Consider the following 22,675-nt stretch of genomic DNA (forward strand, 5'->3'; position numbering starts at 1 on the left):
ACATCCGGACGGCACGGTGCCGGGTCAGCGGGCGAACGGCTCCAGCATCATCGACGCCGCCTGGAGCCAGGCGTCCCGGGTCTCCTGCGCCAGGTGGGCGTACTCGATCGACGAGCCGGTCTCCAGCGCCGGGTCGTACGGCACCACCGCCACCGCACGGGTCCGGGTGGCGAAGTGCCGCAACAGGTCGTCGAGCAGCGGAGACCGGCCCGGGGTCGGGCAGGAGAGCAGGGTGACCGCGTTGTCCGCCAGCTCGCTCATCCCGATGTCGTGCAGCAGGTCGAGCATCCAGTCGGCGGTGAACGCGGCGTCCTCCCGGGGCACCGTGGTGACCACCAGCTGGTCGGCGGCGCGCAGCACCGTCTGCCAGTTGGAGCTCTCCACGTTGTTGCCGGTGTCCACGCAGATCACGTCGTGGGTGCGGCGGAGCAGCTCCAGCACCCGCCGGACGGTGTGCTGGTCGAGGCGCTGGGCGAACCGGGGGCTCTCCTCGCCGGCCAGCACGTCGTACGAGCCGTCGGAGGCGTGCCGGAGATAGTCGTCGAGCCGGTCGATCAGCTGGTTGCTCGGCAGCGCCTCGATCTGGATCAGGTCGGCGACCAGGTGCCGGATCGTCCGGGCGTGCCGGGCGCTGCCGGCCCGCAGGCCGAGGGTGCCGCGCAGTTCGTTGTCGTCCCAGGCCAGTACGCCACGGCCGCGTACGCTGCCCACCGTCGCGGCGGCCAGCACCGTCGCCGTGGTCTTGTGCACCCCGCCCTTCGGGTTGGCGAAGGCGACCACCCGGGGTGAGCCGAGTTCGCGGCGGAGCACGTTGCGGGCGCGTTCCACCTCGGGGTCGGCCGACCGCTGTTGCCGGCTCGGATAGGGATCGACGCTGGCCCGGCGGGCCACCGGGGCGTACCCGACGTCCGCCGCCGGATACCCGGCGGCCGGCGGATGCGCCGGTGCCGGGCCGGCCGGCGGGGCCATGGGCGGAGCGGCCGGCGGCGCCAGCGAGGTACGCGGCGCCGGCAGCGACCGACCGGTGGCGGGGGGCGGCACCGCCCGCTGCGGCAGGGCCGGCGCGGCCCCCGGGTCGGGGCGGCGGGCCGGGGTCGGCGGGCCGGGCAGGGCCGGACGCGGCGCCGGCACCACCGGCGGCGGAGGCTGGTAGCCGCTGCCGAGCGCCGCGTAGCGGGACTCGCCCGGATAGTCCGGGCCGGCCGGTTCGGGCCGGTAGGGCTCCATCGGCTCGGGCCGGTGGCCGGGGTCGGGCCGGTAGCCGAGGTCGGGCCGGTAGCCGCCGGACGGATGGTCGGGCTCCCGCCGGTCGGCGCCCGACCGGTAGTCCGGGCCGGGCCGGACGCCCGGCTCGGCGGGATGACCCGGGCCGGGCCGGTAACCGGAGTCGGCCGGTCGCCCGGCGCCGAAGCCGGGATCGGGCCGGTAGCCGTTCTCCAGCGCGGCGTAGCGGGACTCGCTCGGATGGCCGCCCGCGGCACCGCCGTATCCGGGCGCGGGCGGATATCCGGGCGCGGCGGGGTGGCCGGGAGTGGACGTCCGGGGCTCCGCCTCCGGCCTGCCGGGATAGCCGTTGCCGGCGAACCGGCCGGCGGCGTGGCCGCCCTCGACGGCCGGTTCGGACCCGGGTCGTTCGTCGAGAACCTGCTGCTCGTCGGTCCGGCCACCGTGCAGGGCCCGGTCGAGCAGCGCACGCCAACGCGGCGCTGATTCCGCCGGCCGGCCCCAGCCGGTCTCGGTGCCGTCCACGGCTCGCCCCTCCCAGCACCATCGGTCCCCGCCCTGACAGGCTACGAAGCAAACCCTATTCGGGCCACCTTAGGAGCGCATCCACCACCGTCGGCGTGCCCGCCGTCGCAGACGTCCATCCTGCAGTCCACTGTCATGCTCCACCGCTCTCCCCGGTGTTGGCCGGGTCGACCGGGGGTGCCTCGACCGGCGGCCGGTCCGACGGTATCTCGACCGGCGGTGAACCGGCCGTCGGGTTCGGCGGCGGGTCCAGGGTAGACGGCGGTTCGGTCGCACCGGGGCCGCCCGGGCCGGGGGTCACGACGACCGGCGGGGCGACGGGCGAATCGGCCGGCGGGCCGGCCGAGCTCGTCGGGACGGCCGGGTCCGGCTCACGTCCGGTATCCGGCCCGTCGGTACCGTCACCGTCGATCACCGGCAGGCTCACGTCGGCCGGCGGACGCGCCACATCCTTCTGCTCGGGCAGCGGCGGTGTGAAGACGGTACGGTCCAGCCGCTGCACCTCCGGCGCCGGGTCCACCGCGCGGACCTCGGGTCGGGCGGCGATCCGCTCCAGTGTGGCCGGTTCGCCCCGCACCACGGCGGCGTAGACGCACGAGCACCGGGCCCGGTAGGCGGTGGCCTCCTCGTCGGCGACCCGGGCACCGCTGGCGTAGAACCGGCGCAGCTCCTGCTCCTGCGGCCCGTCGCCGGTGACCCCGGCGGCCCGCTCCTGGTAGTCCCGGGCCTCCCGGTCCTTGCGCGCCGCGACCTCCGACATCCCGGCGACCACGTCGTCCGGGAGGCGCAGGGCCGGGATGCGCACGATCTCGGTCTGGGTGCCGGGGCGCCACAGCCGGGCGAAGACCTCCGAGACACCGATCCCGGTCAGCACCGGGGTCAGCCGGTCCGGTGCCAGGTAGGCCGACATGGTCACCAGGGCGTACGTCGGCTGCGCCGGGTCGGCCGCGCCGGCCGCGACCAGCGACCGCAGCTCCCCCCGGGTCGCCTCCAGGTAGCCGGGGATGGACTCGCCCTGCACCACCCCGACCCGGGTGACCTCGCCGACGGTCTGGTCGCCGGCCGGCCGTCGATCGGCCGCCCACACGGCGGTGACCAGTACGGCCGCCGAGCAGAGCAGCGCGACCGTGGCCAGCAGCCGCAGCCGCGGCCGGCCGTGCCCGAGCCGGGCCATGCCCCGGGCCAGGGGCGGCAACAGTCGGCTGTCCAACTGTCGCAACAGGTCGCCGAGGCGCACGGACGAACTCCCTCGTCGGGTGATCCCTGCCGGTCGGTCAGTCGCGCAGGATGCGGAGTGCAACTTCCAGGTCGTCAGGGTAGTCGCTGACGAACCGGACCTGCTCGGCCGTCCGGGGGTGCGCGAAGGCCAGCTCGCGGGCGTGCAGCCACTGCCGGGTGAGCCGGAGCCGGGCCGCCAGGGTGGGATCGGCACCGTATGTCAGATCACCGACACAGGGGTGCCGCAGGGTGGAGAGGTGTACCCGGATCTGGTGCGTACGCCCGGTCTCCAGCCGTACGTCGAGCAGGCTGGCCGCCGGAAACGCCTCCAGGGTGTCGTAGTGGGTGATGCTCGGCTTGCCGCCGGCCACCACCGCCCAGCGGTAGTCGTGGGTCGGGTGCCGGTCGATCGGCGCGTCGACCGTGCCGCGCAGCGGGTCCAGGTGTCCCTGCACCACCGCGTGGTAGCGCTTCTCCACCTCGCGGGCCTTGAACGCCCGTTTCAGCAGGCTGTACGCCTGCTCGCTCTTGGCCACCACCATCACGCCGGTGGTGCCGACGTCCAGCCGGTGCACGATGCCCTGCCGCTCGGCGGCGCCACTGGTCGCGATGGTGTGCCCGAGCGCGGCCAGCCCGCCGATCACCGTCGGCCCGGTCCACCCCGGGCTCGGATGCGCCGCCACCCCGACCGGCTTGTCGACCACCACGATGTCGTCGTCGGAGTAGACCACCCGCAGTCCGGGCACCGTCTCGGCGATGACGGTCGGCGCGGTGGGCGGCGCGGGCAGCACCACCTCCAGCCACGAGCCGGCCGAGACCCGGTCGGACTTGGGCCGGGCGGCACCGTCGACGAGGGCGTCACCGGCCTCGACCAGTGCCGCCGCCACCGTGCGGGAGAGGCCGAAGAGCCGGGACACCGCCTGGTCCAGCCGCATCCCGTCGAGTCCGTCGGGTACCGGCAGGGAGCGGCGGTCGCCAGCGGGCCGCATCGGACCCGCGTCGGAGATTGAGGTCACGACAGGTCCCGTCGCTCGGTTTCGGCCTCGGTCCGGCTCGCGGCCGGCGTGGAGGTCCGGCTGCCGTCCCGCCCGGGCCCGCTCGACGGCGTGCCTGAACCCGGGTCGGTGCGCTTCGGCCGGGAGCGCAGCCGGGTGCCGTCCCGCTGCCGGCCGCCCAGTTCCAGTAGCACCGCCAGGACGACGCCGCTGACCAGGGCACTGTCCGCCAGGTTGAAGATCGGCCAGACCTGCCCGTACGGGTCGAAGAGGCTGACCATGTCGACGACGTGCCCGACGAAGGGCCCGGGAGCCCGGAAGATCCGGTCGGTCAGGTTGCCGAGGGCGCCGCCGAGCACCAGACCGAGCGAGATCGCCCAGGGCAGCGAGCGCAGCCGGGCCGCCATCCAGCCGATCCAGCCGATCACCCCGGCGGTGACCAGTGGGAAGACCCAGGTGTGGTCGGAGGCGAGACTGAACGCCGCTCCGCTGTTGCGGGTCAGGGTCAGGTAGACCGCGCCGCCGAGCAGGCGTACCGGGTCCCGGTCGGTGAGGGCCGCCAGGGCGAGGTGCTTCGTGCCGAGATCGGCGAGCCAGGCCAGTACGGCGGTGGCCAGCAGTACCGTGACGGCCACCCGCCGGGTCCGCCTCGGGGCGGCGCGATCCAGCCCTGACCCGGCCGCCAGGGCCTCGGCGGCCGGCCCGTCGTTGTTGGTCGTCCGCTCGTCGTCGATGTTCAGCAGGAGTCCCTTTCCTCCATTCACCACCCGGTGGGGCTCACCGGCGCTCCTCCAACTGCTTGCACGAGACGCACAGCGTGGCGGAGGGGAACGCGGCGAGCCGCTCCACCGGGATCGGATTGCCGCACCGCTCGCACCAGCCGTAGCTACCCTCGTCAAGCCGCTCCAGGGCCCGCTCCACCTGGGTGATGCGTTCCAGGATGCTGTTGGCGAGGGAGATCTCCTGCTCCCGCTCGAACGTCTTGGTGCCGGTGTCGGCCTGGTCGTCCCCGGCCGAGTCGGTCAACCGGTCGCGCTGCAGCTCGGTGATCTCGCTCAGCGTCTGATCGTACTCGGCACGGAGTTCGTCCCGGCGGGCCGCCAGTGCGGCGCGGATCTTCTCGGTCTCCGCAGCGCTGCGCGACGTCTTCGGTGCCGACTTGCGGCCGGCGGTCCTGGTCTCTGCTGGCTTAGCCATCGTCGCTCCCTCGGCCGCGGACTCCGCGGCGATCGGCCGTGCCTGGACAGGAACCTCCGACGCTCCCGTGACGGTCCGGCGGGTCCTGCGCGGTGCGGTCGCTCCGGCGGGCGCGACCGGTGGGGTACTGCCGGCGACGGGGTCCACCGTCACCGGGTCCCGGGGGCGCCGGTCGCCGGTGCCGCGCGGCGGTGCGGGGCTGCCGGGCGGCATCGGGCGCGAGCGACGAACCGGACATTCCGGCTGTCTTGCCTCCGACCCTCGCCCGTCCGACCACGACGTCCCCCAATTGCAAAACGGGCGCGCGGCGGGACGCCGCGCACTCCGGAGGTTGGCAAGAATACGGAACGTACAGACGTCCGACAACATGCCGCACCGATGTTACCGATTTCAACCCGTAATAATCCGTAAACCGGGCAAAAGGAACAATAGCACTATTTGGTGCGGTCGTCGCCGTACTCCCCAAACCACCGGGCCAGCCGCCCGCGCCGGTTCACCGCCCGCAGCCGGCGCTCGACCTCGTCCCGGACCCGGGCGGTGGCCACGATCAACAGGCTGTCACCGACCTTCAGCCGGGTGTCCTGGCCGGGCACGAACCCGACGCCGTCCCGGGAGACCAGGGTGACCGAGGCACCCACCGGCAACCGCAGCTCGTCCAGGTGTACGCCGACCAGCCGGGAGCCCGGGGGGATCTCCAACTGCAACAGGTCCGCCTGCATCCGTTCCAGCGGAGCGGTCTCCACCCGCAGTTCGGTCAGCTCGGCCGGGGCGGCGATGCCCAGCCGGCGGGCCACCGGGCCGAGGGTGCCGGCCTGCACCAGCGTGAAGATCACCACCAGTACGAAGACGGTGTCGAAGAGCTGGGCGGCGCCGGGCAGCCCCTCGGAGAGCGGGATCGTGGCCAGCACGATCGGCACCGCGCCGCGCAACCCGGCCCAGGACAGGAACGCCTGTTCCCGTGGACGCACCCGGAATCCGGCCACGCTGACCACCACCGACAGCGGCCGGGCCAGGAAGGTCAGTGCCAGCCCGGCGACCACGGCGGGCAGCAGCGCGTCCTGCAGCCGGCCCGGCGCGCTGAGCAGGCCGAGCAGCACGAAGAGGCCGATCTGGGCCACCCAGGCCAGCCCGTCGGCGAAGCCGAGGATCGCCTGCCGGTGCGGCAACCGCGAGTTGCCCAGCACCACCCCGGCGACGTAGACCGCGATGAACCCGGAGGCGTGCGACACGGTGGCCACCCCGTACGCGAGCACGGTGAGACCGACCGCGGCGATCGGATAGAGCCCGGAGGACGGCAGGGCGGCCCGGCGCAGCGTCCACCGCCCGAGCATCCCCACCGCGAAGCCGAGTACGGCGCCGACGGCGAGCTCGTAGCAGACCAGCAGCACCTCGTACCACCAGACGTGGCCGGCCAGCGACGAGGTGGAGAGCAGCACCACCAGCAGTACCACCGGGGCGTCGTTCATCCCCGACTCGGCCTCCAGGGTGGCCACCAGCCGGTGTGGCAGCCGCAGCCAGCGCAGCGTGGCGAAGACCGCCGCCGCGTCGGTGGAGGAGAGCACCGCGCCGTAGAGCAGCGCGAGCCGCCAGTCCAGGCCGAGCAGGACGTGCACCACCACCCCGACCACCGCGATGCTGACCACCACCCCGACGGTGGCCAGCGTGACGGAGATGCCGAGTACCGGTCGCAGCGTGCTCCACCGGGCGGTCAGGCCACCCTCGGCGATGATCACGATCAGCGCGCAGAAGCCGAGCGCCCGGGTCAGCTCGGCGTCGTCGAACCGGATGCCGAGGCCGGACTCGCCGATCGCCACCCCGATGGCGAGATAGACCAGCAGGCTCGGCACGCCGAGCCGGGTCGAGAGCCGGACCGCGCCGACCGCGACGAGCAGCACCGCCGCGCCGATCAGCAGGGCGACGTCGAGCCGATCGGTCACGGCCGCCGCGCACGGGGCCGGGCGCGCGCTGAACCCTCGTCGACCTGGACCGCTCGGCGCATCCGCCCTGCCTCGCGGTCAGGGCGGACCGCGAGCGGAGGTGGCAGAGGGTTCACCGCACGGGCCCGTCGCGGAGCTGGCGCAACCGCGCGTCGACGTCGGGATCGGCCCCGTCGACCAGGAAAAGTTTGTCCCGGCTGGCCGCGCCGGTACGCAGGCTGACCGCCGCCGGCCGCAGCCGGAGCGCCTCGGCGAGCGCTCGCCGGGCCGCCTCGGTGGCCCGGCCGTCGGCCGCCGGCGGATGTACGGCGATCACCAGCGCGGGCCCGTACGGGCCGTCGAACCGACCGCCGACCCGGGCCCGGGACGCGCCGGGCTTGACCCGGACCGCGACGGTCAGCGCTGCGGTCTCGGTCACGGCGGGCACACCGGAACCATCCGCGCTCCCGGCACGCCGGAAGCCGCCGGCGCCCCGCCGTCAGCCCCGGCGCGCATCGGTGAGCAGGGCAGTGTCCGGCTCGCAGCGCCCACACGGGGTGAAGCCGAGCTCCACCGCCTCGCTCACCGGAAGCGGTTCGCTCTCCCGACCGGACAGGTGTGGACAGTCGGCAAGGTGGTAACGCGGGCGGCCGTCGACGACGTACACGTCGTCGAGCAGCGCGGCGACCAGCGCGGCGTCGGCCTCGGAGACCGGCTGGGGGGCCGGCTCGTCCGCCGGGACGTCGTCGTCCGGCTCGCCCTGCCCGACCGGACCGGCCGCGGGCCCCTCCGACGCGCCGGCCGGTTGCCGCCAGCCGGTGTCGTCGTTGTCGGCGCCGGGCCGGGTGGCCTGGGCGGGGACCGTGACCTCGACGGGCTCGGTCAGCACCGACCCGCTCTCGGGGAACGGATCGGCCCCGCCGTTGCCGCCGAGGCGGGGGTCGGTCGGTGCCATCCGGGTGCTGGTCGGTGGCCGGCGACGGCGGGGGTCGCCCGCCTCGCCGCCGCCCCGGGCGGTCAGCCCGTCGTCATCGGGCCCGTCCGTAGCGATGCCGCCCGCCGTGTCCCGCACCCCGGCCGCCTGTCGGGCGCCCACCACCAGTGCGACGGCGGCCAGCAGGCTGACCGCGATCGAGCTGATCAGCAGCCCACTCGACCCGCTGCCCAGGCCGAGCACCAGCAGCGCGACGGCGGCGAGGATGAGCACCAGACTGCCGACTATCACGGCTCACCCCCGACGCATCGGTTCCGGTTGTCGTACGGCGTTGGTCCCTGACGGGATCAGCGCCCGGTCTCGAGTGCGCCGGAGCGCCCGCTCCCGCCGTACGAGTTCGCCAGGCCGGCGGTGGCGAGGCCGGGGGTGCTGCCGCCGGACCGATTGCCGTCGGTCCGGGTCATCTCCACCTCCAGGCCCTGACCACGCCCGTCGAGGTCGCGCAACTGGCTCTCCAGGTATGCCTTGAGCCGGGTGCGGTACTCGCGCTCGAACTGCTTGAGCTCCTCGATGTGCTTCTGCAGCGCGGTGCGCTTGGCGTCCAGGCCGCCCATGGCCTCCTGGTGCCGCTGGCGGGCGTCCCGCTCCAGCGCGTCGGCCTTGGCCCGCGCCTCGCGGGTGACCTCCTCGGCCTTGGTCCGCGCCTCGGAGAGGAGCTGGTCCGCCTCGCGGCGCGCGTCGGAGACGTGGTCGTCCGCCGTGCGCTGCGCCATCATCAGCACCCGGAGAGCCTGCTGCTCCCCGTCGCCGCCGCCGACCGCCGGGCCGCCCTGGGCCCGGACCTGCTCCAGTTCGGCCTGCATCGCCCGGGCGGCCTGCTCGGCCTGGGCCTTGTCCCGCTGCACCCGGTCGAGCTGGGCCTTGACGTCGTTGAGCTCGGCAGCCAGGCGTGGGTCGGGGCCCGGGCCGGCTGGCGCGCCGCCACGGCCGCCGCGCTCCACCTGGGCGCGCAGTTCGTTGTTCTCTTCGATCAGGCGGGCGAGCTCGCGCTCGACCTCGTCCAGAAACGCGTCGACTTCCTCCTCGTCATACCCCCGCTTGCCGATAGGCGGCTTCTTGAAGGCGACGTTGTGCACGTCGGCCGGGGTCAGCGGCATCGAAACTCCTCGGGTCAGTTGCGGCCGCGCGGCACGCCGGTCACCAGGTTGTTCAACTGAAGATCAACGGCCTTAACACGAACTCCATCAGCACGAACAGGATAACCAGGAGCACAAGGGAGGCCAGGTCGATGCTCACGGTACCAATTCGCAATGGAGGGATCACACGCCTCAACGCCTTGAGAGGCGGATCAGTGACGCTCCACACCGACTCCATTCCTGCCGCCGCCCCCCGGCTCGGTTGCCAGCGACGACCGTACTGGAGGACGGCACTTAGGACAAACCGGGCCAAAAGCACCAGGAGGAAGACGTAGAGAATCAGGTAGAGGACCTGAAACAGGATGGGCAGAAACACGGCAGGCGGATCCCTCGGTCGGGCTAGCTCAGGCTGAAAAACCCACCCTCAGCGATCTTGGCCTTGTCCTCCGCGGTGACCTGGACGTTAGCCGGTGAGAGTAGGAACACCCGGTTGGTCACGCGCTCGATCGTACCGCGCAGACCGAACGCCAGACCGGCGGCGAAATCGACCAATCGGCGGGCATCGGCCTCGTCCATCTCGGTGAGGTTGATGATCACCGGAACGCCGTCCCGGAAGTGCTCGCCGATGGTGCGGCCCTCACGGTACGTGGTGACGTGCAGCGTCGTGATCTGGTAGCGCTGCTCCGGCTGCTCGGCCGGCACCGGCCGCTCACGCAACTGGGCCTGCGGGGCCAACGCGAGATTGTCCCGGGTCTGGTACGTCAGCGCGCTGGACGGCTCGGCGCTGCTCGGCCGGCTGATCGACCGTACGCTGGATCGCTCCGCGCGCTCAGTCCGCTCCGGACGGTCACCGTCGGCGCGGTCGTGCTCGACGGAACGGCCGACGTTGCGCTCGGCCAGCCGGGTCCGCTCACCGGCCCGGGGCCGGGGCGGTGGAGCCTCGTCCTGCTCCTCGTCCTCGTCGGCGAACTCGTCGGCGTACCGGCTCTGCCGGTAACGCGACTCGCGGTAGCCACTCTTCTCGTAGCCACCGTCGTCGTAGGCCCGCTCGTCGTCCTCCTCGACGAGGCCGAGCCAGACCCCCGCCTTGCGCAGTGCACCCATCCCGCGCCCCTCCGTCCGCCGTGCGACACACACCCCCCGTGCCGTGCCCCTGTCACGCGCGTGAACACTGCAGTGCCCACCGGCCCGAGACGGCAACCCCCGGCACGACCGTGAAACCGGTCTCACCCCGACCCCCGCCAGTGGGGATGTCGCCTCAAACAACACTGATGTAGTTTGGTGTCCGGTTGTCAGGCTACCGCAGCGTGCTACGCATTCCGAGCAACGCGCTGCCGATCCGCACATGTGTCGCGCCGTATGCGATCGCCGCCTCCAGGTCACCGCTCATCCCGGCCGACACCGCGACCGCTCCCGGATATTCGGCCCGCAGCGCGGCGGCGACCTCGGCCAACGTGGCGAAGGCGGGCTCCGGATCCGCTCCGAGCGGGGCGACCGCCATCACCCCGCCCAGGCGCAGCCGCTCCGACCCGGCCACCGCCGCGGCGACCGCGTCGACCCCCCGGTCCGGGTCGTTCCCCGCGACCAGTGCACCGCCCCGGTCCGCCGCACCGTCCAGGTTGACCTGGACCAGCACGTCCAGCGGCCGCTCCCGGTGCCGCCCCGCCGCGTCGGCGAGGGCGCCGGCCAGCCGTACGCTGTCCACCGAGTGCACCAGGTCGGCGTACCGGATCACGGAGCGGGCCTTGTTGCGCTGGAGCTGCCCGACGAAGTGCCAGCGCACCCGGGCACCGGTCGCCGCCACCTCGGCCGCCTTCGGCGCGGCCTCCTGGTCGCGGTTCTCCCCCACGTCGCGTACGCCCAGCTCGGCCAGGAGCGCCACGTCGGAGGCCGGATAGGTCTTGGTCACCGCGACCATGGTCACGTCGGCCGGATCCCGGCCGGCCGAGGCACAGGCGGCGTCGATCCGGGATCGTACCCGGGCCAGGTTGGCCGCGAGTTCTGCCCGGCGCGCGTCGTCCGGCGCCGGGAGGGGTGGTTCGGTCATCTGGCGGCTCAGGAACCGTTCTTGAGGAAGTCCGGCACGTCCACGTCGTCGAAGAGCACCCGACGCGGGGTCTGCGCCGGCGGCGGCGTAGGCGGCGAGACCGGCGCGACGGCCGGCGGGGTGACCTTGCGGGCCTGCTCCACCGGCTTGTACGCCGGGGCTCCGCCGTCGAAGCCCGCCGCGATCACCGTCACCCGGACCTCGTCGCCGAGCGCGTCGTCGATCACGGCACCGAAGATGATGTTCGCATCCGGGTGGGCGGCGTCGGTGACCAACTGCGCCGCGTCGTTGATCTCGAAGAGGCCGAGGTCGGAGCCGCCGGCGATGGAGAGCAGCACGCCCCGGGCACCGTCCATGCTCTGCTCCAGCAGCGGGCTGGAGATGGCCGCCTCGGCCGCCTCCACCGCCCGGTTGTCCCCCCGGGCGCTGCCGATGCCCATCAGCGCGCTGCCCGCGCCGCTCATCACGCTCTTGACGTCGGCGAAGTCCAGGTTGATTAGACCCGGCGTGGTGATCAGGTCGGTGATCCCCTGCACACCGGAGAGCAGCACCTGGTCGGCCTGCCGGAAGGCGTCCATCATGCTGATGCCACGGTCGCCGAGCGCGAGCAGCCGGTCGTTCGGGATGACGATCAGGGTGTCGCACTGGTTGCGCAACTCGTCGATGCCGGCCTCGGCCTGCACCTGCCGGCGCTTGCCCTCGAACGAGAACGGCCGGGTCACCACGCCGATGGTGAGGGCGCCCAGCTTGCGGGCGATGTTCGCCACCACGGGCGCGCCGCCGGTACCCGTACCGCCGCCCTCGCCGCAGGTCACGAAGACCATGTCGGCACCCTTGAGCACCTCCTCGATCTCGTCGCGGTGGTCCTCGGCGGCGTTCTTGCCGACGTCCGGGTTGGCGCCGGCGCCCAGCCCCCGGGTCAGCTCCCGGCCCACGTCGAGCTTGACGTCGGCGTCACTCATCAGCAGGGCCTGGGCATCGGTGTTGATCGCGATGAACTCGACGCCCTTGAGCCCGACCTCGATCATCCGGTTCACGGCGTTGACGCCGCCGCCGCCGATGCCGACGACCTTGATGACCGCCAGGTAGTTGTGCGGAGGTGTCATCGCCGGTCCTTTCCTTCGATCTCGGCGGCCGCTACCCCGCCCGGCGATCGGGCCGGAGCGAGGCCGACAACCATTCGGTACGCGAGGCGAAGGGTAACCCTCACCCTCTACTAGAGGCTTACAGTTATGTCAACCATTGATCCTCTCGGGGCAACGTATGCGTACGCGCGGCCGAACCCAAGGACCTGCGCGGCGTGTCGGCGCGCCCGCCGACAAACGTCACCGGCGAGCCGACCGGCGGCCGGACGGCCCGATCGGTCAAGCCGGTCAGCGGATGGTCACCACGTCCGGCGTCCGGACGTCGATGGTGTCCCCCTCGCGCGCCAGCAACGACGTCGCCACCTGGGCCTTGGTGTCGCTGCGCGACGCGTCGCCCCAGAGCACCGTACGGCCGCCGCGCAGCTTGACGGTGATCCGGGCCGGGCCCTCCACCACCAGCTCGACGAGGCGGTCCCGCAACTCCGGGGTCAGGTTGGCGAGCACGGTCAACGCCCCCTTGGTAGCGGCGTCGTCGGGGCCGGGCGTGCCCAGCCGGGCCAGCGGCAGCCCGGCCGGCCGGTCCGAGCGGGTCTGGAAGACCACCCCGGCCGCGTCGACCACCAGGAACCGCCGGTTCTGCGGCACCACCGCGACCGGGGTGCGTTCCACCACCTCGACCCGCAGGGTGTTCGGCCACTGTCGGGACACCGTCACCCGGGCCACCGGCGGCAACTCGGCGACCCGGTTCCGGACCGCGTCGAGGTCGACCCGGGCCAGCGGAACACCGTCGGTCACCCGGGCCGCCTGGCGTACCTGGTCGTCGGTGACCAGGGTGGCGCCGACCACCCGCAGCGTGCGGAAGCCGAAGAGCGGGGTACCGTACACGATCCCGGCACCGGCCAGACTGAGCACCAGCACCCCGGCGAGCACCGTCCACGGCAGCGCCGCACGTACCCGGCGCTGCCGGGCCCGGCGGGTGAACCGGCGTACCGACGGCGGCACCGCGTCGGCCCCGGCCCGGACCAGCCGCCAGCTCCGCCCGGCAGCACGGCCCGTACCCGACCGGCCGGTCCCCGGACGGCCCGCGCCGGAGCGGGCGCCGCCGACGGCCGGACCGCCCCGGGCGGAGCGGCCGGCGGCACGTCCACCGGCTCCCCGGCCACCCTGCCCGGGTCCGCCGGAGCGACCACCCGGAGCCGGACCCGCGGACCGGCCCCGGGACGTGCCCGGGCTCATCCGGCGTCGCTGGCTGCCCCGGCACCGCGCGGGGTCGCCCCGGCCTCCTGCCCGGCCCCGCCCGCCGTCCCGGTCGGCTGGCCGGTGGCCGAGCCGCCGGCCAGCGCGTCGAGCAGTTCGTCGCCCATCAGCGAGATCGGCGGTGCGCCCATGGTCACCACCACGTCACCCCGGCGGGCCCGGCGGGCCACCTCGGCCGGCACGTCCTCCCAGGAGGGCTGGAAGACCTTCCGCCCGGCCGGCAGGTCGATCGCGTCGGTCAGCGCCGCCCCGCCCTCGCCGGGCGCCCGGACCTCGCCCGGGCCGAAGACCTCCAGCACCACCACCTCGTCGGCGATGGCGAGCGCGGTGGCCAGTTCGGCCTGGAGGTCCCGGGTCCGGTAGACCCGGTACGGCTGGAAGACGACGATCAACCGACCGTCGCCGGCCACCTCGCGCAGGGTCTTCAGCGCGGCGGTCATCGAGGTCGGGTGGTAGGCGTACTCGTCGTAGACCTGGACGCCGGCCGCCACCCCCTTGCGCTCGAACCGGCGGCGTACCCCGGGGAAGGAGGCGAGCGTCGAGGTCACGGAGTCCATCGGCAGGCCGAGCTTGCAGGCGGTGAGCACCGCCGAGGCGCTGTTCAGCCCGATGTGCGCGCCGGGCACCGGCAGCCGGACCTCGCCAAGCGACTGGCCGTGCAGGGTGGCCAGATAGCGTACGCCGCCGGCCGACGAGACCACGTCGGTCAGCCGCAGGTCGGCGTCGGCGGCCGTGCCGTAGGTGTGCACGGTCCGCCCCTCGGCGCGCAGCGTCTCGGCCATTCGCCGGGTGCCCGGGTCGTCCGCGCAGGTCACCACGAACCCCTCGGGGTCGGTCAGCCGGGCGAAGTCGGCGAACGCCTCCTCCAGGCCGGCGTAGTCGCCGTAGGTGTTGAGGTGGTCCTCGTCGATGTTGGTGATGATCGAGACGTACGGCCGGTAGAGCAGGAAGGACCGGTCGCTCTCGTCGGCCTCGGCGACGAAGTACTCCCCGCTGCCGTGGTGGGCGTTCGAGCCGACCTCGGAGATCTCGCCACCGATCACGAACGACGGGTCCTGGCCGGCGTGCTGGAGGATCAGCGTCACCATCGAGGTGGTGGTGGTCTTGCCGTGCGTACCGGCGACCGCGATGGTGCGCCGGCCGGTCATCGCGGCGGCCAGCGCCTCCGACCGGTGCAGCACCCGCAGCCCGCGCTCCCGGGCGGCGACCAGCTCCAGGTGGTCCTGCGGGATCGCGGTGGAGTAGACCACGGTGTCGACGCCGTCCAGGTTGGTCGGCGCGTGGCTCATGTGGATGGTGCCGCCCAGCGCCCGCAGCCCGGCCAGCGCCGGCCACTCCCGCAGCTCGCTGCCGGAGACCCGGAGGCCCCGGGTGAGCAGCAGCCGGGCCAGCCCGCTCATGCCGACCCCGCCGACCCCGATCAGGTGGATGCTGCCCAGGTCTTCGGCGGACAGCGTGCCGACCGGACTGAACTGCGCGGTGTTCATGACACCAGCCTTCCACTCGGAATCCGTCGGGTCACCGGCTTGCCCAGCTCGGCCGCACCCGATCTGGCGACCGCCCCGCCGCGCACGCCCGGCACGCTCACGGTGCCGGCATCCGTTCGCGACTGCGGGGCTCGCAAACCCGGCTCACTCCTCACGCTCACCGGGCTGGCTTTCGTTCGCGACTGCGGGGCTCGCAAACCCGGCTCACTCCTCACGCTCACCGGGCTGGCTTTCGTTCGCGACTGCGGGGCTCGCAAACCCGGCTCACTCCTCACGCTCACCGGGCTGGCTTTCGTTCGCGACTGCGGGGCTCGCAAACCCGGCTCACTCCTCGCGCTCACCGGGCCACCGCCTCGTAGACGAAGTCGAGCAGCGCCTCGTCGCCGTCACGCCGGCCGTACGCGGCCGCGGCGGCGCCCATCGCGGCCAGCCGGCGCGGGTCGCGGATCAGCGGGATCACGGTGTGCTCGACCCAGGCGGCCGTCATCTCGGAGTCGTCGACCAGCAGCCCGCCGCCGGCCTCCACCACCGGCAGGGCGTTGCGCTTCTGCTCCTGGTTGCTGTGCGGGTACGGCACGTAGACGGTGGGCAGCCCGATCGCCGCCACCTCGGCGCAGGTCATCGCGCCGCCCCGGCCGAGCATCAGGTCGGCGGCCGCGTAGCCCAGCTCCATCTGGGAGAGGTACGGCAGGGTCACGTACGGCACCGGCAGGTCGTGCGGGACGTGGACCGGCTCGTTGCGGGCGCCGATCACGTGCAGCACCTGCACGCCGGCGGCGGCGAGCGACTTGGCCGCCCCGGCCACCGCCAGGTTGATCGAGCGGGCGCCCTGCGAACCGCCGGCCACGAAGAGGGTCGGCAGATCCGGGTGCAGGCCGAACTGCCGGCGTGCCGCCGCCCGGTGTGCCACCCGGTCGAGCGCGGTGATGCCGCGCCGCAGCGGCACCCCGACCACCCGGGCGTTGCGCAGCGACTCGGCCTGGGCCGGCTGGTGCGGGAAGCCGACCGCCACGTGCTTGGTGAACTTCATGCCGAGCCGGTTGGCCACCCCCGGCGGCACGTTCACCTCGTGGATCACGATCGGCAGCTCCCGCCGCCAGGCCGCCAGGTAGGCGGGCACCGAGACGTAGCCGCCGAACCCGATCACGACGTTGGCGCGTACCTCGTCGATCACCTTTCCGGCGGCCCGGGCGGCTTTCCACATCCGGTCCGGCGTACGCATCAGGTTCATGTTGACCGACCGGGGGAGCTGATAGGCCGGGATCTGCCGCAGATCGTAGCCGTGCGGCGGAATCAGGTCGTTTTCCAACCCTTTCGGGGTGCCGACGCAGGTGATCCGTACCCCCGGGTCGTGCCGGCGCAGGCAGTCGGCGAAGGCCAGCAACGGGTAAATGTGCCCACCCGTGCCTCCTCCCGCTAGCACCACCGACCGCAGCGGACCCATCAGCGTCTCCTCTCGCTCGCCGTACCGGCGCGCCCTCGCCTCGCCCGGCCACCTGCTGGCCCGGCCTCGGGCTCCCGTCGCCTCCCGGTCCCGGACCCGGATGCGGGCTCCCGGGGGGCCGGCGCGGGTAGCTTCCCACGGCGGCGCGCCGAGGGAAGCGGCGGCAACGGGGCCCAGAGTAGCCGTACCCATCGGGGCGCCGGACGGGCGTGCAGGGCCCGCGCGGCGTCCGGTTCGGCGCGGGCGAACGAGGCGAGCATGCCGATCGCGGCAAGGGTCACCACCAGGGCGCTGCCGCCGTCGGAGATGAACGGCAGCGGCAGGCCGGTGATCGGCAGCAGCCCGACCACCCCGCCGATGTTGATCACCGCCTGGCTGACCAGCCAGGCGGTCGCGGCGGTGGCGGCCAGCCGGCGGAACGGATCGGCGACCCGGCGGGCGATCCGCAACCCGGTGTACGCCAGCACCGCGAACAGGGTCAGCACCACCGCGCAGCCCACCACCCCCAGATCCTCGGCGAGGATGGCGAAGATGAAGTCGTTGTGCGCCTCGGGCAGCCAGTTCCACTTCAGGCTGCTCTTGCCCAGCCCGACGCCGAACCAGCCGCCGTTGTCGATCGCGTACCGGGCCTGGAGGTATTGGTAGCAGTCGGTGAGCCCGCACTCGTCCGGCGGCGGCGGGTTGAAGAACATGGTGAGTCGGGCCAGCCGGTAGTTCCTGGCCCCCTCCGCACCGGATCCGGCGCCGATCGAGGCGGCGGCGACCAGCAGCCCGACCCCGATCAGGCCGAAGACCGAGAGGGTGGCGAAGACCCGCTTGCGGATGCCGGCCGCCCAGAGCAGCCCGACCACCACGGCGAGCAGGCAGAGCATGGTGCCCAGGTCGTTGTAGCCGACCAGCAGGAAGAGCAGGCCGACCACCGGGAAGAGCGGGGTGGTCAACTCCCGCCACCAGCCGAGCGCGGCGCCCTTGCGGGCGATCATGTCCGCACCCCAGAGCACCAGCCCGAACTTCGCCAGCTCGGAGGGCTGCACCTGGATCGGACCGATGTACAGCCAGAGCAGCCGGGCCTCCAGCGGGCCGAGGACGGCGTCCCGGTCGCCGTTGAGCTTGTCCCACAGGTGCAGTACGTCCAGCACCACCAGCAGCAACGCCGCGACGCCGAGGGTCGGCAGCCCGAGCGCCCGGAAGGTGCGGGCCGGCAGGCGCTGGCAGATCCAGAACGCCACCAGCCCGATCAGCGCGAAGAGTGCCTGCTTGGCGACCATCGCGAAGGCGTTGCCGTCGGCGGCGGACGCCCGGACGCTGGTCGCCGAGAAGACCATCGTCAGCCCGATCAGCAGCAGCAGCCCGGAGCTGGAGATGAGCAGGTAGTAGGAGGCGAGTGGCCGGGCCAGCAGCCCGCGCAGCGCGGCCAGTCCACCGGCCAGGTCAACCCCGGCCGAGGCCCGGTCAACCCCGGCCGGGGGCAGGCCGACTCCGGCCGGGGCGTCCGGTGGGCGTACCCCGGCGGGGGCACCCCGGGCGCCGCTCGGCCCGCTCTGCGGGCGTACCCCGGGAGGGCCGTCGCCGTCGGCGGAGTTCTCCGGCCGTCCGGTACCGCTGCGCGGGCGCCCGCCGCCGGCCGGCTCCGGGCGCTCGGTGACGCGGCCCGGGCGCCCGCCGCCCGCCGGGTCACGCCCGATGTCGTCCGCCGGCCGCCCGCCGCCGTCGCCGGACCGGCCACCGGCGGCCGGTCGACCGCTGGCGCCGGAGCCGGCGGAGCCCGCCGGCCGTCGTGGCTGCTCCCCGGTCACCGCGCCGCCCCCTCGTCCTCCCCCATCCGCCCATCATCGACGCTGGTCCGGCCACCCTGGCGCAGGGTGGCCGGCCGGCGTGTCGGACCGGTACGGCGTGTCCCGGGCCGGGGACCGGCTCCGGTGCTCGCCGCCGGGGCGGGTTCCGGAGCTGGTCCGCTCCGGGCCGAGGTCGGGCGGCGGCGGCGAGGTCAGGTGGCTGGCGAGGTCAGGTGACGGCGGCGAGGAACTCGCTGTAGAAGAGGCCCAGGGCGATCGCCACCCCGATCCCGGCGATGATCCAGAACCGGACGACAATGTTGACCTCGCTCCACCCGGCTAGCTCGAAGTGGTGCTGGAGCGGCGACATCCGGAAGACCCGTTTGCCGGTGGTCCGGAACGAGATGATCTGGATGACCACCGACATGGTGATGATCACGAAGAGCCCGCCGAGGATCGGCAGCAACAGCAGGGTCCGGGTGGACATCGCCATCCCGGCGATCAGGCCGCCCAGCCCGAGTGCCCCGGTATCGCCCATGAAGATCCGGGCCGGCGAGGTGTTCCACCAGAGGAAGCCGACACAGGCCCCGGCCGCCGCCCCGGCGATCAGCGCGATCTCCAGCGGGTCCCGGACGGTGTAGCAGTACGCGCCGCCCCGGACGTAGTCCGGGTCCGCGCACCAGTGCCGGTACTGCCAGAACGCGATCAGGGCGTACGCGGCCAGCACCATCACCGAGGCGCCGGTGGCCAGCCCGTCCAGTCCGTCGGTCAGGTTGACGCCGTTGGTCGCGGCCATCACCACGAAGATGATGATGATCACCGAGGCGACCTTGCCGACCTCCAGCGCGTCGATGTCGCGGATGAAGGAGAGCGTGGTGCTGCCGACCGTCTCGGTGTTGGTCGCCACCCCCGACGCGTCGGTCATGGTGCTCGGGAAGTAGAGGGCGATCACCCCGAAGACGGCGCCGACCAGGATCTGGCCGAGCAGCTTGCCCCGCTTGTTCAGCCCGGCGCTGTTCCGCTTGCGCACCTTGAGGAAGTCGTCGATGAACCCGACCGCGCCGGAGAAGACCATCAGCCCGAGCAGCACCAGCGCGGTGATGGTCGGCTCGACCTGGGCGATCTGCTGGTCGGGCAGGGTGGTCAGGGCGACGTGTCCGGCGACGTACGCGATCACCGTGGCGACGATGAAGACCACCCCGCCCATCGTCGGCGTGCCCTTCTTGCCCTGGTGCATCACCGGGCCCTCGGCCCGGATCGGCTGGCCGGCCTTGAGCCGGGTGAACACCTTGATGGCGATTGGCGTGGTGAAGAGCGAGATCAGGAACGCCACACCGATGGCGACGATGACCGCCCTCACGCCGCAACGCCTTCCGCCGCAGCCGACTCGACGACCACGACCGACCCGCTCACCGGGACCCGTTCCCGGGCTCGACGGCCTCGGCGCGCAGCGCGTCGGCCACCTCCCAGGTGCGGTAGCGCGAGCCCTTCACCAGGACGACGTCACCCGGCCGCAACTCGCGGCGCAGCGCCTCGACCGCCGCCGCCTGATCGCTAACCAGCACCGACTCTCCTCCCCAATTCGCCATCGCCGCCGCGCCGTCGTGGATCGGCGCGGCCGGCTCGCCGACCACGATCAGCCGGTCGACGCCCAGCTCGGCCGCGAGCCGACCGACCTGCTCGTGCCCGTCCCGTTCGAAATCGCCCAGCTCGGCCATGTAGCCGAGCACCGCGAAGGTGCGCCGCCGCTCGCCCATCCCGGCCAACGCCCGCAGCGCCGCGGACGTCGAGGCGGGGTTGGCGTTGTAGGAGTCGTCGATCACCGTCACCCCGTCGGTGCGGTCGAAGACGTCCATCCGGCGGGTCGAGGGCAGGCCGAGCCGGCCGAGCGCCTCGGCCAGCTCGGCCAGCGGCATGCCGAGCTCCCTTGCCACCGCCGCCGCGGCGAGCGAGTTGCCGACCTGGTGCCGGCCGCTGATCCCGAGCCGGACCGCCGCGCGTCCCTCCGGAGTGACCAGGGTGTACGACGCCCGCCCGCGATCGTCCAGGCCGACCTCCTCGGCCCGCACCTCGGCATCCGTGGCCTCGCCCACCAGTACCGTCCGGGCGGCGGTGCGGGCCGCCATCGCGCGTACCCGCTCGTCGTCGGCGTTGAGCACGGCGAGCCCGTCGGCCGGCAGCCCCTCGACCAGTTCGCCCTTGGCCTGGGCGATCACCTCCTGCGAGCCGAACTCGCCGATGTGCGACACACCCACGTTGAGCACCACCGCGATCCGGGGCGGCGCGATCTCGCACAGGTAGCGGACGTGCCCCAGCCCCCGGGCGCCCTTCTCCAGCACCAGGAACCGGGTCTCTGCGCCGGCCTGCAACGCCGTGTACGGGTGCCCCAGCTCGTTGTTGAACGAGCCCGGCGGCGCCACGGTGGCGCCGAGCCGGGTGGTGAGCTGGGCGACCAGGTCCTTGGTGGTGGTCTTGCCGGACGACCCGGTCAGCCCGATCACGGTCAGTTCGGGGAGCCGGTCCAGCACCGCCCGGGCCAGCCTGCCGAGCGCGGCCCGGGCGTCGGGGACCAGCACCATCGGCACCCCGTTGACCGGCCGGGAGCCGAGCACCGCGACCGCGCCGCCGGAGGCGACCGCCGCCGCCGCGAAGTCGTGCCCGTCCACCTTCTCGCCGGGGAAGGCCACGAAGAGCCCGCCGGGGCGAACCTTGCGGGAGTCGAACTCGACCGGGCCGGTGACCCGCAGCGCCGGATCGGCGGCGACCAGCCGGCCGTCGACCGCGGTGGCCACCTCGGACAGGGTCAGCGGGATCATCGGCGGCCCTCCACCAGGTTGCCGAACCGGGCGGCGAGCGCGGCGGCCAGCTCGACCCGGTCGTCGAACGGGTACGTCCGGCCGGCGATCTCCTGGCCGCGCTCGTGCCCCTTGCCGAGTACCGCGACCACGTCACCGGGCTCGGCGAGCTGGACCGCCTCGTCGATCGCGGCCCGGCGGCCGGCCACCTCCCGGACCCGGTCCGGCCCGCCGTCCCGCTCGGCCCCGCGCCGCACCTCGGCCCGGATCGCCCCCGGGTCCTCGCTGCGCGGGTTGTCGTCGGTGACCACCACCAGGTCCGCTCCGGCCGACGCGGCGGCACCCATCAGCGAACGCTTGCCGTGGTCCCGGTCGCCGCCAGAGCCGAGCACGCAGATCAGCCGGTTGCCGGCGGTGGTCAGGTCGCGCAGCGCGGTCAGCGCGGCCACCACCGCGTCCGGGGTGTGCGCGAAGTCGACCACCCCGCGCACCGGGCCGGGCGCCTCGACCAGCTCCAGCCGGCCGGGAACTCCCGGACAGGCGGCCACGCCCCGGGCCGCGACCGCCGGATCGACCCCCGCGCCGACCAGCGCGGCGATCGCCAGCAGCGCGTTCGCCACGTTGTGCCGGCCGGGCAGCGCCACCCCCGCCTCGACCGCCAGGCCGTCGGGGCCGTACGCGGTGAAGGTTTGGGTGTAGCCGGACTCGCGGATGGCGCCAGCCCGCCAGGTCGCGGCCGGGTCGCCGGCTGCCGAGTAGGTGACGGTGGCCGGCCGGCGCAGCGGCTCCAGCGCCGGGTCGTCGTGGTTGAGCACCTCGACGTCGCACCGGCCGTCGAAGAGCCGCGCCTTGGCCGCGAAGTAGTCGGCGACGTCGGCGTGGAAGTCCAGGTGGTCGTGGCCGAAGTTGGTGTAGCCGCCGACGGTGAACCGGACCCCGCCGACCCGGCCCATCGCCAGGGCGTGGCTGGAGACCTCCATCGCCACCGCCGTGACCCCGCGCTCCCGGGCCGCCGCGAGCATCGCGTGCAGGTCGGTGGCCTCCGGAGTGGTCCGGACGCTTTCCACCACCAGGTCGCCGAGCCGGCACTCCACGGTGCCGATCAGGCCGGTGACGTGCCCGGCGGCCCGCAGCCCGGACTCGATCAGGTAGGTGGTGCTGGTCTTGCCGGCGGTGCCGGTGATGCCGATGACGGTCAGCCCGGCGGTGGGGTCGCCGTACACGGCACCGGCCAGCTCGCCGAGCACCGCACGCGGCTCCGGCACCACCAGGGCGGGCAGCCCGGCCTCGGCCGCCGCCGGGGCACCGGCCGGATCGGTGAGTACGGCCACCGCACCCGCCGCCGCGGCCGCGGCCGCGAACTCGGCGCCGTGCCGGCGGGCGCCCGGAAGCGCTGCGTAGAGGTCGCCGGGGTGGACCTCGCCGCTGGCGTGGGTCACCCCGGTGACCGCCAAATCGGTGGCGTCCGGGGGCGACTCGGCGGCGACTCGCGCGGCGAGATCGGCGAGCCGGACCGGCGTCACGGCGCGGGGACGGGGATTGCCGGGCACGGCGTCAGACCCTACCCCGTCGGGGGGTCCACCCCGCACAGCCGCCCCGGTGGTTTGCCCGCACCCACCGATGATGTCCCGTTTCGGCAG

20 protein-coding genes are annotated in these 22,675 nt (G+C 73.7%); all 20 read right to left on the reverse strand.

Annotated features, from left to right (window positions below):
* Positions 1 to 24: 24 nt before the first annotated feature.
* The 20 genes from ACSMXO_RS32495 to ACSMXO_RS32590 all read right to left on the reverse strand — a co-directional run bounded on the left by ACSMXO_RS32495 (position 25) and on the right by ACSMXO_RS32590 (position 22,624).
* Complete coding sequence (locus tag ACSMXO_RS32495; protein WP_455415034.1) at positions 25 to 1,749, reverse strand: AAA family ATPase; 1,725 nt, start codon at positions 1,747 to 1,749, stop codon at positions 25 to 27.
* Positions 1,750 to 1,882: 133 nt separating this feature from the next.
* On the reverse strand, positions 1,883 to 2,986 hold the full coding sequence (locus tag ACSMXO_RS32500; RefSeq protein WP_455415035.1) for a hypothetical protein: 1,104 nt from the start codon (positions 2,984 to 2,986) through the stop codon (positions 1,883 to 1,885).
* A 37-nt stretch (positions 2,987 to 3,023) separates the two neighbouring features.
* Entirely contained in the window at positions 3,024 to 3,956 is a 933-nt protein-coding gene (locus ACSMXO_RS32505) for an RluA family pseudouridine synthase (protein ID WP_455419363.1), read from the reverse strand.
* A gap of 23 nt (positions 3,957 to 3,979) precedes the next feature.
* A complete protein-coding gene (gene lspA / locus ACSMXO_RS32510) occupies positions 3,980 to 4,729 on the reverse strand; it encodes a signal peptidase II (protein WP_455415036.1) in 750 nt (249 codons plus the stop codon).
* Positions 4,730 to 4,739: 10 nt separating this feature from the next.
* Positions 4,740 to 5,159 (reverse strand): TraR/DksA family transcriptional regulator, encoded by a 420-nt coding sequence (locus tag ACSMXO_RS32515; RefSeq protein WP_101367140.1) that lies wholly within the window; start codon positions 5,157 to 5,159, stop codon positions 4,740 to 4,742.
* 434 nt (positions 5,160 to 5,593) lie between these two features.
* Positions 5,594 to 7,096, reverse strand: a complete 1,503-nt coding sequence (locus ACSMXO_RS32520) for a potassium/proton antiporter (protein ID WP_455415037.1) — start codon at positions 7,094 to 7,096, stop codon at positions 5,594 to 5,596.
* A gap of 112 nt (positions 7,097 to 7,208) precedes the next feature.
* On the reverse strand, positions 7,209 to 7,514 hold the full coding sequence (locus ACSMXO_RS32525; protein WP_346262502.1) for a DUF167 domain-containing protein: 306 nt from the start codon (positions 7,512 to 7,514) through the stop codon (positions 7,209 to 7,211).
* Between the two features lie 60 nt (positions 7,515 to 7,574).
* Complete coding sequence (locus ACSMXO_RS32530; protein WP_346262501.1) at positions 7,575 to 8,300, reverse strand: hypothetical protein; 726 nt, start codon at positions 8,298 to 8,300, stop codon at positions 7,575 to 7,577.
* Positions 8,301 to 8,356: 56 nt separating this feature from the next.
* Positions 8,357 to 9,166 (reverse strand): DivIVA domain-containing protein, encoded by an 810-nt coding sequence (locus ACSMXO_RS32535; protein WP_346262500.1) that lies wholly within the window; start codon positions 9,164 to 9,166, stop codon positions 8,357 to 8,359.
* A 52-nt stretch (positions 9,167 to 9,218) separates the two neighbouring features.
* Entirely contained in the window at positions 9,219 to 9,515 is a 297-nt protein-coding gene (locus tag ACSMXO_RS32540) for a YggT family protein (protein ID WP_318394615.1), read from the reverse strand.
* A 29-nt stretch (positions 9,516 to 9,544) separates the two neighbouring features.
* Positions 9,545 to 10,249, reverse strand: coding sequence for a cell division protein SepF (locus ACSMXO_RS32545; RefSeq protein ID WP_346262499.1), 705 nt, complete (start codon positions 10,247 to 10,249; stop codon positions 9,545 to 9,547).
* 193 nt (positions 10,250 to 10,442) lie between these two features.
* Positions 10,443 to 11,192: a YggS family pyridoxal phosphate-dependent enzyme gene (locus ACSMXO_RS32550; protein WP_455415038.1), complete on the reverse strand. Its 750-nt coding sequence runs from the start codon at positions 11,190 to 11,192 to the stop codon at positions 10,443 to 10,445.
* A gap of 8 nt (positions 11,193 to 11,200) precedes the next feature.
* A complete protein-coding gene (ftsZ, locus tag ACSMXO_RS32555; protein WP_346262497.1) occupies positions 11,201 to 12,298 on the reverse strand; it encodes a cell division protein FtsZ in 1,098 nt (365 codons plus the stop codon).
* A 267-nt stretch (positions 12,299 to 12,565) separates the two neighbouring features.
* Positions 12,566 to 13,513, reverse strand: coding sequence for a cell division protein FtsQ/DivIB (locus ACSMXO_RS32560; protein WP_455415039.1), 948 nt, complete (start codon positions 13,511 to 13,513; stop codon positions 12,566 to 12,568).
* Positions 13,510 to 15,021: a UDP-N-acetylmuramate--L-alanine ligase gene (murC, locus tag ACSMXO_RS32565; RefSeq protein ID WP_455415040.1), complete on the reverse strand. Its 1,512-nt coding sequence runs from the start codon at positions 15,019 to 15,021 to the stop codon at positions 13,510 to 13,512. Before murC ends, ACSMXO_RS32560 begins: the two co-directional genes overlap by 4 nt.
* 337 nt (positions 15,022 to 15,358) lie before the next feature.
* Positions 15,359 to 16,465, reverse strand: coding sequence for an undecaprenyldiphospho-muramoylpentapeptide beta-N-acetylglucosaminyltransferase (gene murG, locus ACSMXO_RS32570; RefSeq protein WP_346262495.1), 1,107 nt, complete (start codon positions 16,463 to 16,465; stop codon positions 15,359 to 15,361).
* A complete protein-coding gene (locus tag ACSMXO_RS32575; RefSeq protein WP_455419364.1) occupies positions 16,465 to 17,937 on the reverse strand; it encodes an FtsW/RodA/SpoVE family cell cycle protein in 1,473 nt (490 codons plus the stop codon). Before ACSMXO_RS32575 ends, murG begins: the two co-directional genes overlap by 1 nt.
* 532 nt (positions 17,938 to 18,469) lie before the next feature.
* Entirely contained in the window at positions 18,470 to 19,600 is a 1,131-nt protein-coding gene (gene mraY / locus ACSMXO_RS32580) for a phospho-N-acetylmuramoyl-pentapeptide-transferase (RefSeq protein ID WP_346262494.1), read from the reverse strand.
* A gap of 49 nt (positions 19,601 to 19,649) precedes the next feature.
* The gene (locus ACSMXO_RS32585) at positions 19,650 to 21,056 is read right to left on the reverse strand and encodes a UDP-N-acetylmuramoyl-tripeptide--D-alanyl-D-alanine ligase (RefSeq protein ID WP_455415041.1); all 1,407 of its coding nucleotides are present in this window, start codon (positions 21,054 to 21,056) and stop codon (positions 19,650 to 19,652) included.
* A complete protein-coding gene (locus tag ACSMXO_RS32590; RefSeq protein ID WP_455415042.1) occupies positions 21,053 to 22,624 on the reverse strand; it encodes a UDP-N-acetylmuramoyl-L-alanyl-D-glutamate--2,6-diaminopimelate ligase in 1,572 nt (523 codons plus the stop codon). The genes ACSMXO_RS32585 and ACSMXO_RS32590 overlap by 4 nt, the downstream gene beginning before the upstream one ends.
* Positions 22,625 to 22,675: the final 51 nt, after the last annotated feature.

The organism is Plantactinospora sp. DSM 117369, assembly GCF_053764795.1.

Coding starts and splice junctions, on each gene's coding strand:
- murG (WP_346262495.1), bottom strand. CDS start 16,465: ATGGGTCCGCTGCGGTCGGTGGTGCTAGCGGGAGGAGGCACGGGTGGG.
- ACSMXO_RS32550 (WP_455415038.1), bottom strand. CDS start 11,192: ATGACCGAACCACCCCTCCCGGCGCCGGACGACGCGCGCCGGGCAGAA.
- ftsZ (WP_346262497.1), bottom strand. CDS start 12,298: ATGACACCTCCGCACAACTACCTGGCGGTCATCAAGGTCGTCGGCATC.
- ACSMXO_RS32535 (WP_346262500.1), bottom strand. CDS start 9,166: ATGCCGCTGACCCCGGCCGACGTGCACAACGTCGCCTTCAAGAAGCCG.
- ACSMXO_RS32515 (WP_101367140.1), bottom strand. CDS start 5,159: ATGGCTAAGCCAGCAGAGACCAGGACCGCCGGCCGCAAGTCGGCACCG.
- ACSMXO_RS32545 (WP_346262499.1), bottom strand. CDS start 10,249: ATGGGTGCACTGCGCAAGGCGGGGGTCTGGCTCGGCCTCGTCGAGGAG.
- ACSMXO_RS32560 (WP_455415039.1), bottom strand. CDS start 13,513: ATGAGCCCGGGCACGTCCCGGGGCCGGTCCGCGGGTCCGGCTCCGGGT.
- ACSMXO_RS32585 (WP_455415041.1), bottom strand. CDS start 21,056: ATGATCCCGCTGACCCTGTCCGAGGTGGCCACCGCGGTCGACGGCCGG.
- murC (WP_455415040.1), bottom strand. CDS start 15,021: ATGAACACCGCGCAGTTCAGTCCGGTCGGCACGCTGTCCGCCGAAGAC.
- ACSMXO_RS32505 (WP_455419363.1), bottom strand. CDS start 3,956: ATGCGGCCCGCTGGCGACCGCCGCTCCCTGCCGGTACCCGACGGACTC.